15 protein-coding genes are annotated in these 12,770 nt (G+C 60.1%); 3 read left to right on the forward strand and 12 right to left on the reverse strand.

Annotation, left to right across the window (positions count from 1 at the left end; translation table 11 throughout):
- Positions 1-222: 222 nt before the first annotated feature.
- From ACGSLL_RS20695 to ACGSLL_RS20725, 7 genes are all read right to left on the reverse strand, one after another.
- The gene (locus ACGSLL_RS20695; RefSeq protein WP_007960698.1) at positions 223-570 is read right to left on the reverse strand and encodes a ribonuclease E inhibitor RraB; all 348 of its coding nucleotides are present in this window, start codon (positions 568-570) and stop codon (positions 223-225) included.
- Between the two features lie 211 nt (positions 571-781).
- Positions 782-1,015 carry a hypothetical protein gene (locus ACGSLL_RS20700; protein ID WP_394507753.1) on the reverse strand — a complete coding sequence of 78 codons (234 nt, stop codon included), beginning with the start codon at positions 1,013-1,015 and terminating at the stop codon, positions 782-784.
- A 206-nt stretch (positions 1,016-1,221) separates the two neighbouring features.
- Positions 1,222-2,097, reverse strand: coding sequence for a polyamine aminopropyltransferase (gene speE / locus ACGSLL_RS20705; RefSeq protein WP_090282513.1), 876 nt, complete (start codon positions 2,095-2,097; stop codon positions 1,222-1,224).
- Positions 2,098-2,340: 243 nt separating this feature from the next.
- Complete coding sequence (locus ACGSLL_RS20710) at positions 2,341-2,532, reverse strand: PLDc N-terminal domain-containing protein (RefSeq protein WP_090282512.1); 192 nt, start codon at positions 2,530-2,532, stop codon at positions 2,341-2,343.
- Between the two features lie 72 nt (positions 2,533-2,604).
- Positions 2,605-3,135, reverse strand: a complete 531-nt coding sequence (locus ACGSLL_RS20715; protein WP_394507754.1) for a hypothetical protein — start codon at positions 3,133-3,135, stop codon at positions 2,605-2,607.
- A gap of 86 nt (positions 3,136-3,221) precedes the next feature.
- On the reverse strand, positions 3,222-3,740 hold the full coding sequence (locus tag ACGSLL_RS20720) for an ankyrin repeat domain-containing protein (RefSeq protein WP_394507755.1): 519 nt from the start codon (positions 3,738-3,740) through the stop codon (positions 3,222-3,224).
- A gap of 96 nt (positions 3,741-3,836) precedes the next feature.
- A complete protein-coding gene (locus tag ACGSLL_RS20725; RefSeq protein ID WP_394507756.1) occupies positions 3,837-5,675 on the reverse strand; it encodes a long-chain-acyl-CoA synthetase in 1,839 nt (612 codons plus the stop codon).
- Positions 5,676-6,058: 383 nt separating this feature from the next.
- Between ACGSLL_RS20725 and ACGSLL_RS20730 the strand changes: the two genes are divergently transcribed.
- Positions 6,059-6,337 (forward strand): DUF3509 domain-containing protein, encoded by a 279-nt coding sequence (locus tag ACGSLL_RS20730; RefSeq protein WP_016773780.1) that lies wholly within the window; start codon positions 6,059-6,061, stop codon positions 6,335-6,337.
- A gap of 180 nt (positions 6,338-6,517) precedes the next feature.
- On the opposite strand, the gene mtnC is transcribed toward ACGSLL_RS20730, so the two are convergent.
- From mtnC to aroC, 5 genes are all read right to left on the reverse strand, one after another.
- Positions 6,518-7,201: an acireductone synthase gene (gene mtnC / locus ACGSLL_RS20735; protein WP_394507757.1), complete on the reverse strand. Its 684-nt coding sequence runs from the start codon at positions 7,199-7,201 to the stop codon at positions 6,518-6,520.
- Between the two features lie 4 nt (positions 7,202-7,205).
- Complete coding sequence (locus ACGSLL_RS20740) at positions 7,206-7,751, reverse strand: 1,2-dihydroxy-3-keto-5-methylthiopentene dioxygenase (RefSeq protein WP_093106868.1); 546 nt, start codon at positions 7,749-7,751, stop codon at positions 7,206-7,208.
- Positions 7,752-7,843: 92 nt separating this feature from the next.
- Positions 7,844-8,470, reverse strand: coding sequence for a methylthioribulose 1-phosphate dehydratase (locus ACGSLL_RS20745; RefSeq protein ID WP_394507758.1), 627 nt, complete (start codon positions 8,468-8,470; stop codon positions 7,844-7,846).
- Positions 8,467-9,612, reverse strand: coding sequence for an MFS transporter (locus ACGSLL_RS20750; protein ID WP_394507759.1), 1,146 nt, complete (start codon positions 9,610-9,612; stop codon positions 8,467-8,469). Before ACGSLL_RS20750 ends, ACGSLL_RS20745 begins: the two co-directional genes overlap by 4 nt.
- 34 nt (positions 9,613-9,646) lie before the next feature.
- Positions 9,647-10,738, reverse strand: a complete 1,092-nt coding sequence (aroC, locus tag ACGSLL_RS20755; protein ID WP_394507760.1) for a chorismate synthase — start codon at positions 10,736-10,738, stop codon at positions 9,647-9,649.
- 130 nt (positions 10,739-10,868) lie between these two features.
- Here aroC and ACGSLL_RS20760 point away from each other — a divergent pair, with 130 nt between their 5' ends.
- Together ACGSLL_RS20760 and ACGSLL_RS20765 are read left to right on the forward strand one after the other, a co-directional pair.
- Positions 10,869-11,822 (forward strand): alpha/beta hydrolase, encoded by a 954-nt coding sequence (locus ACGSLL_RS20760; RefSeq protein ID WP_394507761.1) that lies wholly within the window; start codon positions 10,869-10,871, stop codon positions 11,820-11,822.
- A 99-nt stretch (positions 11,823-11,921) separates the two neighbouring features.
- On the forward strand, positions 11,922-12,713 hold the full coding sequence (locus ACGSLL_RS20765) for a hypothetical protein (RefSeq protein ID WP_394507762.1): 792 nt from the start codon (positions 11,922-11,924) through the stop codon (positions 12,711-12,713).
- The last annotated feature ends 57 nt before the right edge of the window (positions 12,714-12,770 follow it).

Here is a 12,770-nt window from a genome sequence, read left to right on the forward strand (position 1 = left end):
GCGAAACTGCCAGCCCAACTGACCTGGACTGCTCCGGCAGCCCGCCCGCTATAGCCCGCAAGGGTTTCAGCGCGTATCGCTCTTCCCTTTTAGCCACCCTCTCCGGTGGCTTTTTTTTGCCTCGGATTCTTGTTTCAGGGTTTTGCCACAGCGTTTGCGCGGCGCACAAACGACAACGGCCGACCCGAAGGTCAGCCGTTGCGCTACAAGCCGTGCAAGCGATCAGTTCAAACGGTGGCGGTTGCGCACCTCCTGCTTGACGCCCCAGCCTTCGATGATGCCGCCCAGCGGTTCGACCACGGCGGAAAAGCCCTGCTCGAAATCACCGATATCGTCATAGGTCGCGTACATGACCTTGCTGAGCTCCAGCGACCAGGCGCCATCATCGCGCGCGCTGACCTGAGCATTGATGGATTCACCGCGAAACTTGCCTGCCGCCCTGCGCGCCCGCTCCTCGTCCGGGAAAATGGCGTAGAACTCGATGGGATGAAACCGGGAAAAGTCGAAACCGCCTTCTTTCATGCGGCGCAGAACATTGCTGCTGATGTCTTCTTGATAGGCTGTGCTCATGAATCGTCCCCCTCGCATAGATGGATAGACTTTCCGTATTCCCGCCCCGGGCCTGTGGCCTAAGTACTTCGACAACGCTGCGGTTGTGCGCGGGAACAAGCATGTAGCTGACAAGACCAGACCTTAGCGATCCATTCGCTGATCTCCCCTGCAGAGTAGCCGCAAGAGAGCGGCGCTGCCAAGGCCTGGTTTACGAGATGACAGGAAGTATTCAGATTGGCGTGATGCTGCGGATCTCGATGCCGTTCTGGATCTTGAGGTTTTTAACGCCAGCATCGGCGGTGCGTCCTTCCAGATCGTTCAGATCCAGTTGGGCCGCCACCGGAAGGAGCCTTTCCTTGATCAGCCGGGCGGCTTCATCGTCGGTCGGGCATTCCTCACGTTCGAAGATTTCATCAACGATTTCACCATGATCATCCACGAAAGTGACTTTCCACTTTTGCATCAGTGCCTCCTCGATCAACCCGTAGATGGGCTTACCTCTATCTGGACGTTTTGCCGCGATAGTTGGTTCAAAAGGATTACACAGCGCAAAACGCAATGTGGGAGCGAGCCTGCTCGCGAAGGCGGTGTGTCAGATAAATATGTCTGACTGATCCACAGCTTTCGCGAGCAGGCTCGCTCCCACAGGGGGACTGACGCGGTGTCGAGTTAGTTATTGCCCGGCTTGTTGATCGCCTGCAGCACGTATTGTGGCAAGGCGAAGGCGCCGATGTGGATTTCCGGGTTGTAGTAGCGGGTAACGATGCCGCTGCCGATGAAGCGCTGCTGCAGAGTTTCACGGCTGAGTTTGCGGTAGGCCGGGTTGGTCGAGCCCCATGCGAAGGTCATCGAGCCGCCGATGTAGGTCGGCACCGCCGCCTGATAGAAATGCCAGTCCGGGAACAGGCTGTTGAGGCGACCGGCAGTGGTTTTCACTTCGTCGATCTGCATGAACGGTGTGCCGTTCTGCGTGACCAGAATGCCGCCCTCGTTGAGGCAGCGGTGGCAGGCCTGGTAGAAGTTCTCCGAAAACAGCACTTCGCCCGGGCCGATCGGGTCGGTGGAGTCGGAGATGATTACGTCGAATTTTTCCGTGGTAGTGGCGACGAAACGCATGCCGTCGTCGATCACCAGGTTCAGGCGTGGATCGTCATAGGCACCGGCCGAGTGGTTCGGCAGAAACTCTTTGCACATGTCGACCACGGTGCCGTCGATTTCGACCATGGTGATGTGTTCAACGCCAGCGTGCTTGGTCACTTCGCGCAGCATGCCGCCGTCACCGCCACCGATGATCAGCACGCGCTTGGCGCTGCCGTGGGCGAGGATTGGCACGTGGGTAAGCATTTCGTGGTAGATGAATTCGTCGGCTTCGGTGGTCTGGATCACGCCGTCCAGTGCCATTACCCGGCCCATGCGCGGGTTCTGGAAAATCACCAGATGCTGGTGTTCGGTGCGCACTTCGTGCAGCAGTTTTTCCATGCGAAAACGCTGGCCGTAGCCTTCGTAGAGGGTTTCCAGGTACTCGCTGGTTTTGGTGACGGTCATGGTCAAGTGCTCCGATGAAATGCGCGGGCGCAATCGTGGGGGACGATTGCCCGGGAAAGGCGCGCATTCTACGTTGCCGAAGATGACAGGTCGAACCTCAGCTTGTTTTTTACCAGCGCAAACCACTGTGGGAGCGAGCCTGCTCGCGAAAGCGGAGCATCAGTTGCCGGGGATGGCGACTGACACAACGTCTTCGCGAGCAGGCTCGCTCCCACAGGGATGACTGTGTGATCGAAAGTCAGCTCAGACCCGCACATTGCCCCGCGGTCCGGCAATCGCCCAGATGATCAGGCCCAGCACCGGCAGGAGGATGATCAGCAGCACCCAGACGATTTTCATTCCGGTGGACGCGCCGCTTTTCAGCACATTGATGATGGCCCAGATGTCGAGGGCAAGGATGATCAGGCCGATCAGACCGTTGAACGTGGAACCCATAATGTCGCTCCAGAATAGTGGCATGCACTTCTAGGATAGACGGCCCGGCGCAGGGTTCCGTTTTATTGCGAATCAGACGTGAACGGCGACCTTCAACGCTTCGAGTGCCGGTACAGCGCTGATGCCGACTTCGGCGCACAGCTCAAGTACGCGCGGCACGTGGTTGCCGTAGACCAGCACCATTTGCAGTTCGTCGTCGAGCAACTGGCTGAAGTTCATCAGCGTGTAACCACCGTTCTCCTTGTTCAGGCTGCTCATCTGCACCTGAATGCGGTTCAGCGCGGTCAAGGCTTCGGTCTTGGCCAGTTGCTTGGGCTTGAGATTGAAATCCACACCGGGCCCGAATGAGGCGACGATTTGCGCGAACAGGTCAACGTAGCTGTCAGCCTGGAACAACACGGTTTCGGGCAGGCTGCCGACCACCACCCACTCGCCCAAAGGAATCGGGAAGGTGTCGTCGTAGTTGATGTCCGGGTTGGCGGTCAGAAAGGCGTCGGCATCGGCGTAAGCTTGCGCCGCTTCGTCAGCCACTTTCAGGATCTCGTCCTCGCCCATGCAGCCGGAGCTGATTTTGCTGATGAGTTCGACGAGTGCGGCTTTCATGAGGGCGGATCCTGTGGCGAAGGGAGATTTCAAGGGCGCGAAGGATAACGCATTCTCTGCTTCACCACAGTCCGGCGGGGCGGATTTCAGCCCAACAGCTTCTCGAGTTGTGCGGTGGTGTCGACAGCGCCCATGGTGCGCGCTGCGTCGAGCGCGGTGACGCCATTGGCATCCTTGGCCTTGGGATCGGCGCCCTTGCTGATCAGGTAATCGACGATTGCAACACGATTGAACATCGCCGCCATCATCAATGCGGTACGGCCATCAAAGGACGAACCTTCGATCTCGGCGCCTGCTTCGACCAGCGCTTTGACCACCGCCAGATCACCTTTGAACGCGGCGCCGGCAATCGGGCTCTGGCCATTGCCATTGCGCATTTCCGGATCGGCCTTGTGCTTGAGCAGCACGTTCACGGCATCGACATGGCCGTAGTAGCTGGCGAGCATCAGCAAGGTGTCGCCCTTGCTGTTTTTCAGGTTCACCGGCAAACCGGCCGTCACCAAACGATCAAGCATTTCGGCATCACCGTCACGCGCCTTGTTGAAGACCTGCTCGGTGAATTCGGCGGCTTCTTCCGGGGTCATCTGGCGGCTTTGGTCGGACATGGGGCAACTCCACTTCGGTCAATCGGAAAACCGACAGTTTCCCGAGGCCGACGAAAACTGTCACCCTCTTTTTCCACAGCGCCGCCATAGTTGAAATCAATAACGGTGTTTGCCGTTGAGGATTTCCGCCAGCACCTGCTCGGTCACTCGGCTATACGTCTGCGTGCCGGGCAGCCACGCGTAAATCGGGTCGCCCCCGGTCTGGCCGGGGTCGAAAGCTTCATTTTTCAAACGGGTTTTCTGGTATTTGAAGGTGCCGGTGGTTTCCATTTTCACCTTGACCCGCAAGAACAACGGCACCGCATAGGACGGCAGGCGCTCGCGGGCGAAGGTCAGCAGCTCAGCGAAATCCAGCGTCGCCAGGGATTCCGCCGGGGTGATGGCCGCCATCCCGGCGCGGCCGTTGGTGTTGGGAATTTCCACGCCATAGGCCACCGCCTCGGAGATGTGCGGGTGTTGCAGCAGGAGGTTTTCGACTTCGGTGGTGGAGACGTTCTCGCCCTTCCAGCGATAGGTGTCGCCGAGGCGATCGACAAACTGCGCATGACCGAAACCGATATTGCGCAGCAGATCACCGGTGTTGAAATAACGGTCACCCTGGGTGAAAACGTCGTGCAGCACGACCCGGGCGGTTTTCTGCGGGTCGGTGTAACCGTCGAGCGGGGCTTTTTCGTCGATCCGCGCCAGCAGCAGGCCCTCCTCGCCCTTGTCGACCTTGCGCATGAAACCATCGGCGCTGCGCAGCGGCTCGCCACTGTCGTGATCGTAAGCCACCAGCTCCCAGGCCATCAGCGAGAAACCGATGGTGTTGTCGAAGTTGAGCACGTTGGTGAAACCGATATTGCCGTCGCTCGCCGCGTACAGCTCGCAGATGTGTTCGACGGCAAAACGACCCTTGAACTCGGCCCAGGCCCCGGGGCGCAAGCCATTGCCGATCATCTTGCGCACGTCGTGGCGACTGTCGTCGGCACTCAACGGTTGATCGACCAGATAGCGACACAACTCGCCGACGTAGCCGATCGTGGTTGCGCGGTAGCGGCGCACGTCGCTCCAGAACTGACTGGCGCTGAATTTTCGCCGGATCGCAAAACCCGCCGCGCCGTTGACCGCCGAGCCCCAACACACGCACAGACCGGTGGCGTGGTACAGCGGCAAGGTGCAATAGACGACGTCCTCAGGGCTCATGTCGAGGGCGATCATGCCGAAACTCGCGGAGCTGCGCATCCAGCGCCCATGCTTGAACACCCCGGCCTTGGGCAGGCCGGTGGTGCCGGAGGTGTAGATGTAGAAACACGGATCGTTGCAGAAGATCTGCTGACTGCTCGGCGGGTTGTCGCTGCTGGCATCGGCGCTGGCGCTGATCAGGTTGATGTAGCCTTCGGGCGCGATGCCGGGATGGCTGTAGGTGTCCTGATCCGCCACGAACCAGGTGCGTTGCGCGCCAATCGACACTTGCTCGCGGACGGCGGCAAAGGCAGGCAGCAACTCTTCGCCGACCACGATCGCCACCGGAGCGACCAGGTTGATACTGTGAATCAGCGTATCGCGGGTCTGTGCGGTATTGAGCAAGGCACTGACCGCGCCGACCTTGGCCAGCGCCAGAATGGTCACGAGCAATTCCGGGCGGTTCTCAATGAACACCGCGACCACGTCGCCCTTACCGATGCCCTGCCCGCCCAGGTAGTGACCGATGCGATTGGCCCATTGATTGACCTGCGCGTAAGTCAGCCGCACATCGCCCTGCATCAATGCCGGGCCGTCGGGGTTGCGCAGCGTTGCTTGTTCGAACGTCCAGCCAAGGCCACAGCTCTGCGTCGGGTCCGTGACGTTGGCGGCTTTCATGCCCTTGACCACCCGCGGGATGGCTTTGGCAATCATCGGCAGCTTGCGGAGCATCATGCCCCAGGTAATCGTGTCGCTTGGCGCGTGACGCATGAAAGCTCCCCGTTCGACCTTGGCTGGCCAATGTTTTTATTGTCGGGCATGGCTTGAAGCAACCGGCGCCTTCGAACGCGGGTCGAGCTTGAAAATACGTCAGCGCTTCGCGGGCTGTACACGCGGTTTTTGCAATGTTTTGTATCCGCCGGTCACGCGGCCAACGCGAGGATCTTCACTGTGGCATTTGGTTCCATGGTGCCAGGAATAATCCCGCAAAATGCAGGATGCACGATGGCCATTCATGCAGTTTGCACGACAAGCCAAAATTTGTATCGTCGTAACTCCTTGTTTTTAAAGAACTTATAAAAAGATAAATGCTGGCACAATCGCTGCAACCTCCTATGCATGCTTGCCATTCAAGTACATACGGAGCTGATGACATGAGCCTGATTCAAGAAAAATTTACATCGCTGTTCTCCAACTACGAAGTCAGCACTGCCCCACGTCCTGACGGTGGCATCCTGCTCACTCTGCGTAGCAGCGACGGCAAAGTCTTCAAACGCGCACTCTCGTATCAGCAACTGCACGCTGGCGACCAACTGTCGTGGGCGATCAGCGCGATTCGTCGTGACCTGGCCGAACAAGCCAGTGAGCTGCCGCAAATTGCAATGCTGCAGAGCCAGCAGCGTTTTGCCCTGCCGACGTATCACTCGCTGTAACTCGCTTTAAACAAAAACAGGCCGTGGAGCATGCGCTTCACGGCCTGTTTGTTTTTTCCGGGGAAGAAATCCACTGTGGGAGCGAGCCTGTTCACGAGTACGGTGTGTCAGGTACACATTGTTTCAATGACACACCGCTTTCGAGCAAGCTCGCTCTCACATTTTCCTTTCACTGCTAGGTCAGAAGGCTTCCGGTTCGATGCCGGTGAAGCTGCCGACGGTGATGTGGCTTCCCAGCTCCCCGCCTTCACGCGCCAGGCCGCAGGTCTGCAGGCCGGCGGCTTGCGCAGCGTCCAGTTCTTCGACAATGTCCGAAAGAAACAGAATCTCCTCCGGCGCCACGCCCAGCGCTTGCTGGATGTTGGTGTAGGACTGCGCCTCGCGCTTGCCGCCCGACGTGGTGTCGAAGTAACCGCTGAACAGCGACGTCAGATCTCCCGCCTCCGAGCAGCCGAAAATCAGCTTTTGCGCCTGAATCGAGCCGGACGAGTAAACAAACAGCTGATAACCGGCCTGATGCCAACGTTGCAGCGCTTCCACGGCATCCGGGTAAACATGCCCCTTCAATTGCCCGGCGTGATACCCCTCGGCCCAGACCATGCCCTGCAAGGCCTTGAGCGGCGTGGCTTTGCGGTCTTCGGCGATCCAGCCGAGGAGGATTTCAACAACTCGTTCAACGTCCGCGTTCGGCTCGTTGCTGTCACGGCGTACTGCATCAAGCTGTTCAGCGACATCGGCACGCTCGGCGTTCTTGCGCACGAAATCCGGCAGATGTTTGGCCGCGTAGGGGAACAGCACATCGAACACGAAACTGACCGCGCTGGTGGTGCCTTCGATATCGGTGAGGATGGCTTTGATCGACACGGGCTCAGTCCTCCAGACGCGGGAAGCGGCCGGCGATATCTTCGCCGGTGAAATTGGCAACCCAGCCTTCCGGGTTGTTGAACAGACGGATCGCGACAAAGTGCGGATGCTCACCCATGTCGAACCAGTGCCTGGTGCCCGCCGGAACCGAGATCAAATCGTTCTTCTCGCAAAGCACGGCGTAGACGTAATCGTCGATGTGCAGGGTGAACAAGCCACGGCCGGCGACGAAAAATCTGACTTCGTCTTCGCCGTGCCGATGCTCTTCGAGGAACTTCGCGCGCAATTCGGCTTTTTGCGGGTGATCGCTGTTCAGGCTGATCACATCGACGGTGATGTAACCGCGCTCGGTCATCAACTTGTCGATCTGCTCTTTATACGCGCTAATCACTTCTTCCTGGGTGGCACCGGGCTGAATCTTCGCCGCGGCTTGCCAGCGGTCGAAGCGCACGCCCTGCTCGGCCAGCGTCGAGGCGATGTCTTCGAAATGGGTCAGCACCTTGTTGGGAATCTCAGGGCTGGAAACGTGGTAAACGGACAGGCTGCTCATGGGCAATTCCTCGGTATCGGCCTTGCCGTCCGGCTCTTGCAGACCGGTCGGGCAGTGCGTTTTATCAGGCAAACGGGCGGCTTGCGGTGCAGTCAGCCCTGACGGTTCATGACGCTGCGGGTTTTCAACTCGCATTCAAACAGAAATTCAAAGGCCTCGATCTGCCGCAGTGCGTCGCTCATGTGCGCGCCCCAGGTGTACAGGCCGTGGCCGCGAATCAGGTAGCCGACGCAATCGGGATGGGCGTCGAGCCAAGGCTGCACCTTGGCGGCGAGGCGCGCAATGTCCTGATCGTTGTCGAAAATCGGCACACGCACCCGCGATTCGTGGGTCGAGATGCCGCTGAAGGCTTTTTGCAGTTCGTAGTCTTCGAACTCAATAAAGTCGTCCGGCGTCAGGCGCGACAGCACCGTGGCGTTCACCGAATGGGTGTGCAGCACCGCGCCGATCTCCGCGCGCCAGCTATAAAGCTGGGTGTGCAGCAGGGTTTCGGCGGAGGGCTTTTTGCCCGGTTCCAGACTGTTGCCGGAGAGATCGGTGGCGAGCACATCGTCCAGGCCCAACTGGCCCTTGTGCTTGCCCGACACGGTCAGCAGCGCTTGGCTCGGCGACAGGCGCGTCGAGTAGTTGCTGCTGGTGGCCGGCGACCAGCCGCGACCATAGAGGAAGCGCCCGGCGTCGACGATTTGCTGAGCGAGTTGTTCACGGGTAAGGCTCATGGCCTGTCCTCTTGCATACGTGTGGCAATGATAACGGCCGCGGCGAGCGCCGCGAGACTGGCAATACTGAACGTCAATGTCGCGCCAAGGGCATTCCAGCTGTAGCCGGAATACAGCGCGCCAAGCGCACCGCCGGTGCCGGCCAGCGCCGCATACAGCGCCTGGCCCTGGCCTTGTTGACGTGCGCCGAAGCTACGTTGCACGAACGCGATGGCAGCGGCGTGAAAGCTGCCGAAGGTCGCCGCATGCAGCACTTGGGCGAACAGCAGCACCCAGAGAAATTCGGCAAATGTGCCCAGCAGCACCCAACGCAGCGCCGCCAACAGAAAACTCGCCATCAGCACCCGACGCAGGGAAAACCGCGCGAGAATCCGGCTCATGGCCATGAACATCAGCACCTCGGCCACCACCCCTACCGCCCACAGCATGCCGATCACGCCGCGGCTGTAACCGAGTCGTTCCAGGTGCAAGGTCAGAAAGGTGTAGTACGGGCCGTGACTCATCTGCATCAGCGCAACGCAGGCATAAAACGCCAGCACGCCAGGATTGCGCAACTGCTTGAGAAAGCCCTCGCCGCTCGGCCGGTTGCCTTGTGGCGGCTGCGCGTTCGGCACCCACAGGCTGCTGAGGACGATGCCGGCCATGATCAGCACCAGCGCCGCCGGGTAGATATCGAGGCTCAACCACTCGAACAGCCGGCCCAGCGCGACCACGGTAATGATGAAACCAATCGAGCCCCACAGGCGAATCTGGCTGTAGCGTGCAGTCTGACCCTGCAAGTGCGCCAGGGTGATGACTTCAAATTGTGGCAGCACCGCGTGCCAGAAAAACGCATGCAGGGCCATGACCATCGCCAGCCACGCGTAGCTCTTGCTGACGAAGATCAGCGAAAAGGTCAGCAGCGTGCACACCGCGCCAAAGCGCACGATGGCCAGGCGCCTGCCGGTGTAGTCGCCGAGCCAGCCCCAGATGTTCGGCGCCACGCAGCGCATCAACATCGGGATCGCCACCAGCTCGCCGATGCGTGCCGCGCTGAAGCCGAGATGATCGAAGTACAGCGCCAGAAACGGCGCCGTCGAACCGAGCAAGGCGAAATAGAACAGATAGAAACTGGACAGCCGCCAGTACGCAAGCGCCGCCACGCCGGTTATGCCGCGACGGCTTTGAGCGCAGCCATCAGAGCTGGCCCAGCACCGGCGTGCTCACACGTACATCGGCGTTCTGCCCACGGTGACGCAGCAGGTGGTCCATCAGCACAATGGCCATCATTGCCTCGGCAATCGGCGTGGCACGGATGCCGACGCACGGGTCATGGCGGCCCTTGGTAATCACATCGACCGGGTTGCCGTGAATGTCGATCGAACGGCCCGGAGTGGTGATGCTCGATGTCGGTTTCAGCGCCAGATGGGCGACGATCGGCTGACCGGAGGAGATACCACCGAGAATGCCGCCAGCGTTGTTGCTGAGAAAACCTTCGGGAGTAATTTCATCGCGGTGCTCGGTGCCGCGCTGGGCGACCGAGGCGAAACCGGCGCCGATTTCCACGCCTTTCACTGCGTTGATGCTCATCAGCGCGTGGGCCAGTTCGGCGTCGAGACGGTCGAAAATCGGCTCGCCCAGGCCGGGCATGACACCTTCGGCGACCACAGTGATCTTCGCCCCGACCGAATCCTGATCGCGACGCAACTGGTCCATGTAGGCTTCCAGCTCCGGCACCTTGTCCGGGTCAGGGCTGAAAAAGGCATTCTCTTCCACCGAATCCCAGGTCTTGAACGGGATTTCGATCGGGCCGAGCTGGCTCATGTAGCCACGAATGACGATGCCCTGGCTGGCCAGGTATTTCTTCGCAATCGCCCCGGCCGCCACGCGCATTGCGGTTTCCCGCGCCGAGCTGCGACCGCCGCCGCGATAATCGCGTTCGCCGTATTTGTGGTGGTAGGTGTAGTCGGCGTGGGCCGGGCGGAACAGATCCTTGATCGCCGAGTAGTCTTTGGACTTCTGGTCGGTGTTGCGGATCAGCAGGCCGATCGAGCAGCCGGTGGTGCGTCCTTCGAACACGCCCGAGAGGATTTCGACTTCGTCGGCTTCCTGGCGCTGGGTGGTGTGGCGGCTGGTGCCCGGCTTGCGGCGATCGAGGTCGCGCTGCAGATCTTCCAGGGAAATCTCCAGGCCCGGCGGGCAGCCGTCGACAATGGCGACCAACGCCGGACCATGGCTTTCGCCAGCGGTGGTGACAGTGAACAACTTGCCGTAGGTATTGCCGGACATGCAGGACGCTCCGTGAAATCAAACCCGAATTCTTGATGCGCGCCAGTATACGCAGGCTAACCGAGTAGTTCATCCTCGAACCTTGGCGGTGTTGGCGAGTCCAACCGGCACCTTGGCGAATGATGGCGTGATGATGCTGCGAGTTTTGATCTTGAGTCTTACCCTGTTCACGGGCTTTGCCCAAGCGACGGTCCTGCAACGCCCGGTCACTCTGACTACAGACAACGGCGAACTTTACGGTTCGCTGTTGCTGCCAAAGTCTGACAGCCCGGTGCCGGTTGTCCTGATCATTTCCGGCTCCGGTCCTACCGATCGTGATGGCAACAACCCCGACGGCGGGCGCAACGACAGCCTCAAGCGTTTGGCCTGGGTGCTGGCCAAACACAACATCGCCAGCGTGCGTTACGACAAACGCGGGGTGGCCGCGAGCCTCGCTGCGACGCCGGACGAGCGCAATCTGTCGGTGGAGTCTTACGCGGCGGACGCCGTGGCGTGGGGGCAGAAGCTCAAGGCCGACCCGCGTTTCGGCCCGCTGATCGTCCTTGGTCACAGCGAAGGTGCGCTGATCGCCAGCCTCGCCGCGCCAAAACTCGATGCGGCGGCGGTGATTTCCCTGTCCGGCAGCGCGCGGCCGGTCGATCAGGTGATCCGCGAACAACTGGCACGCAGCCTGCCGCCGCCGCTGATGCTGCGCAGCAATGAACTGCTCGACAGCCTCAAGGCCGGGCGCACCGATGACAATGTGCCGCAACCGTTGCAGGTGATTTTCCGCCCGAGCGTGCAGCCATACCTGATTTCGCTGTTCCGCCAGGACCCTGCCAAAGCCTTCGCGCAGTTGCAGATGCCGGCGCTGATCGTTCAGGGCAGCAATGACATCCAGGTCGGCACCGAAGACGCGAAGCTGCTCAAGGCCGCCAAACCGGATGCGCAACTGGTGGTGATCGAAGGCATGAACCACGTGCTGCGCATCGTTCACAACGACATGAAACGGCAGTTGGCCTCGTACAAGGACCCGAATTTGCCGCTGGCTGCCGAGCTTGGTTCGGCGATTCTCGGTTTTATTGACGGACTTCGCACCCGTTAACCGCTGTTTACCCTCCAGTCCTTGAAAAAACGGCCGATAAGCCTTTGTCGCCAGCGCAACGGCTGGTGACAAGCAGGGCATGGACAGGATCGCGCCGTTATGACTGATACCCAGACTTCACCCGACACCACCGCTGAAAAAGACGCACCGCCAGCGGTCGAGCTGCCGTGGGCGGATGTTCACGCCGAGCACCACAAGATGCTCCGCCTGGCGCCACTGCAGACCGATCGCCACACCGGCGGGCGGCCGCTGCGCTTCGTCGAATTCGGCTACGCCGAGCGTCACAGCAAAGAACACAGCCTGATGCGCATGGCAATCAAACTGCCCGGCCAGCGCGTGCGCAAGGAACAGAATGTCCTCGACGTGTGGGCTGATCACAGCACCAAGCGCGTGCGCTTCGGTCCGGACAGCGGCTTGCAGATCGAACCGCTGAACCGTGGCATCGGCCGTTTCATCGCCGCGCAAGGCATCAACTGGGCGAAAAAACGCTGGCCCGGCTACACCGTCGACGGCATGGATCTGAACAACAAGGACGCGCTGAACGAAGACACCCGTCTGCGTCGCGATCACTTTCTACGGGTACATGGTTTCGACGTGGCGTACGCCGATGCCCAGCATCTCAAGGGCAGTATCAAGACCGCGCAGGTCGGCGATCTGCTCGGTGACTGGAACAGCGAAAAGCTGCAGATCGTCGAAATTCTTGAAGCGGCGCAGATGCTCCAGCAGGCCGAGCAGAATCTGGCCGAGCAGGAAGTGAAGCTGAAAAAGCAGGAAGAGAAAGTCAGCAAGTTCAAGCGTGAAGACGCCGGGTTGCGTTTCACCATTACCTGTCTGGTGGCGTTTGCGGTGTTTCAGGCGGGGCTGTTGATCTGGATTGCTACGCACCGGTAAAGGCTTCAGACTGAGGCGCGGCCATTCGCGAGCAGGCTCGCTCCCACCCTGGAATGC

Origin of the sequence: Pseudomonas retamae (genome assembly GCF_043496865.1) — a bacterium.
Taxonomy (GTDB): Bacteria; Pseudomonadota; Gammaproteobacteria; order Pseudomonadales; family Pseudomonadaceae; genus Aquipseudomonas; species Aquipseudomonas retamae.

Excerpts from the sequence above, each read along its gene's own strand:
- ACGSLL_RS20760 (WP_394507761.1), top strand. The coding sequence starts at position 10,869 with ATGATGCTGCGAGTTTTGATCTTGAGTCTTACCCTGTTCACGGGCTTT.
- ACGSLL_RS20725 (WP_394507756.1), bottom strand. The coding sequence starts at position 5,675 with ATGCGTCACGCGCCAAGCGACACGATTACCTGGGGCATGATGCTCCGC.
- ACGSLL_RS20710 (WP_090282512.1), bottom strand. The coding sequence starts at position 2,532 with ATGGGTTCCACGTTCAACGGTCTGATCGGCCTGATCATCCTTGCCCTC.
- ACGSLL_RS20700 (WP_394507753.1), bottom strand. The coding sequence starts at position 1,015 with ATGCAAAAGTGGAAAGTCACTTTCGTGGATGATCATGGTGAAATCGTT.
- ACGSLL_RS20715 (WP_394507754.1), bottom strand. The coding sequence starts at position 3,135 with ATGAAAGCCGCACTCGTCGAACTCATCAGCAAAATCAGCTCCGGCTGC.
- ACGSLL_RS20745 (WP_394507758.1), bottom strand. The coding sequence starts at position 8,470 with ATGAGCCTTACCCGTGAACAACTCGCTCAGCAAATCGTCGACGCCGGG.
- ACGSLL_RS20740 (WP_093106868.1), bottom strand. The coding sequence starts at position 7,751 with ATGAGCAGCCTGTCCGTTTACCACGTTTCCAGCCCTGAGATTCCCAAC.
- speE (WP_090282513.1), bottom strand. The coding sequence starts at position 2,097 with ATGACCGTCACCAAAACCAGCGAGTACCTGGAAACCCTCTACGAAGGC.
- ACGSLL_RS20720 (WP_394507755.1), bottom strand. The coding sequence starts at position 3,740 with ATGTCCGACCAAAGCCGCCAGATGACCCCGGAAGAAGCCGCCGAATTC.
- ACGSLL_RS20765 (WP_394507762.1), top strand. The coding sequence starts at position 11,922 with ATGACTGATACCCAGACTTCACCCGACACCACCGCTGAAAAAGACGCA.
- ACGSLL_RS20730 (WP_016773780.1), top strand. The coding sequence starts at position 6,059 with ATGAGCCTGATTCAAGAAAAATTTACATCGCTGTTCTCCAACTACGAA.
- ACGSLL_RS20695 (WP_007960698.1), bottom strand. The coding sequence starts at position 570 with ATGAGCACAGCCTATCAAGAAGACATCAGCAGCAATGTTCTGCGCCGC.
- aroC (WP_394507760.1), bottom strand. The coding sequence starts at position 10,738 with ATGTCCGGCAATACCTACGGCAAGTTGTTCACTGTCACCACCGCTGGC.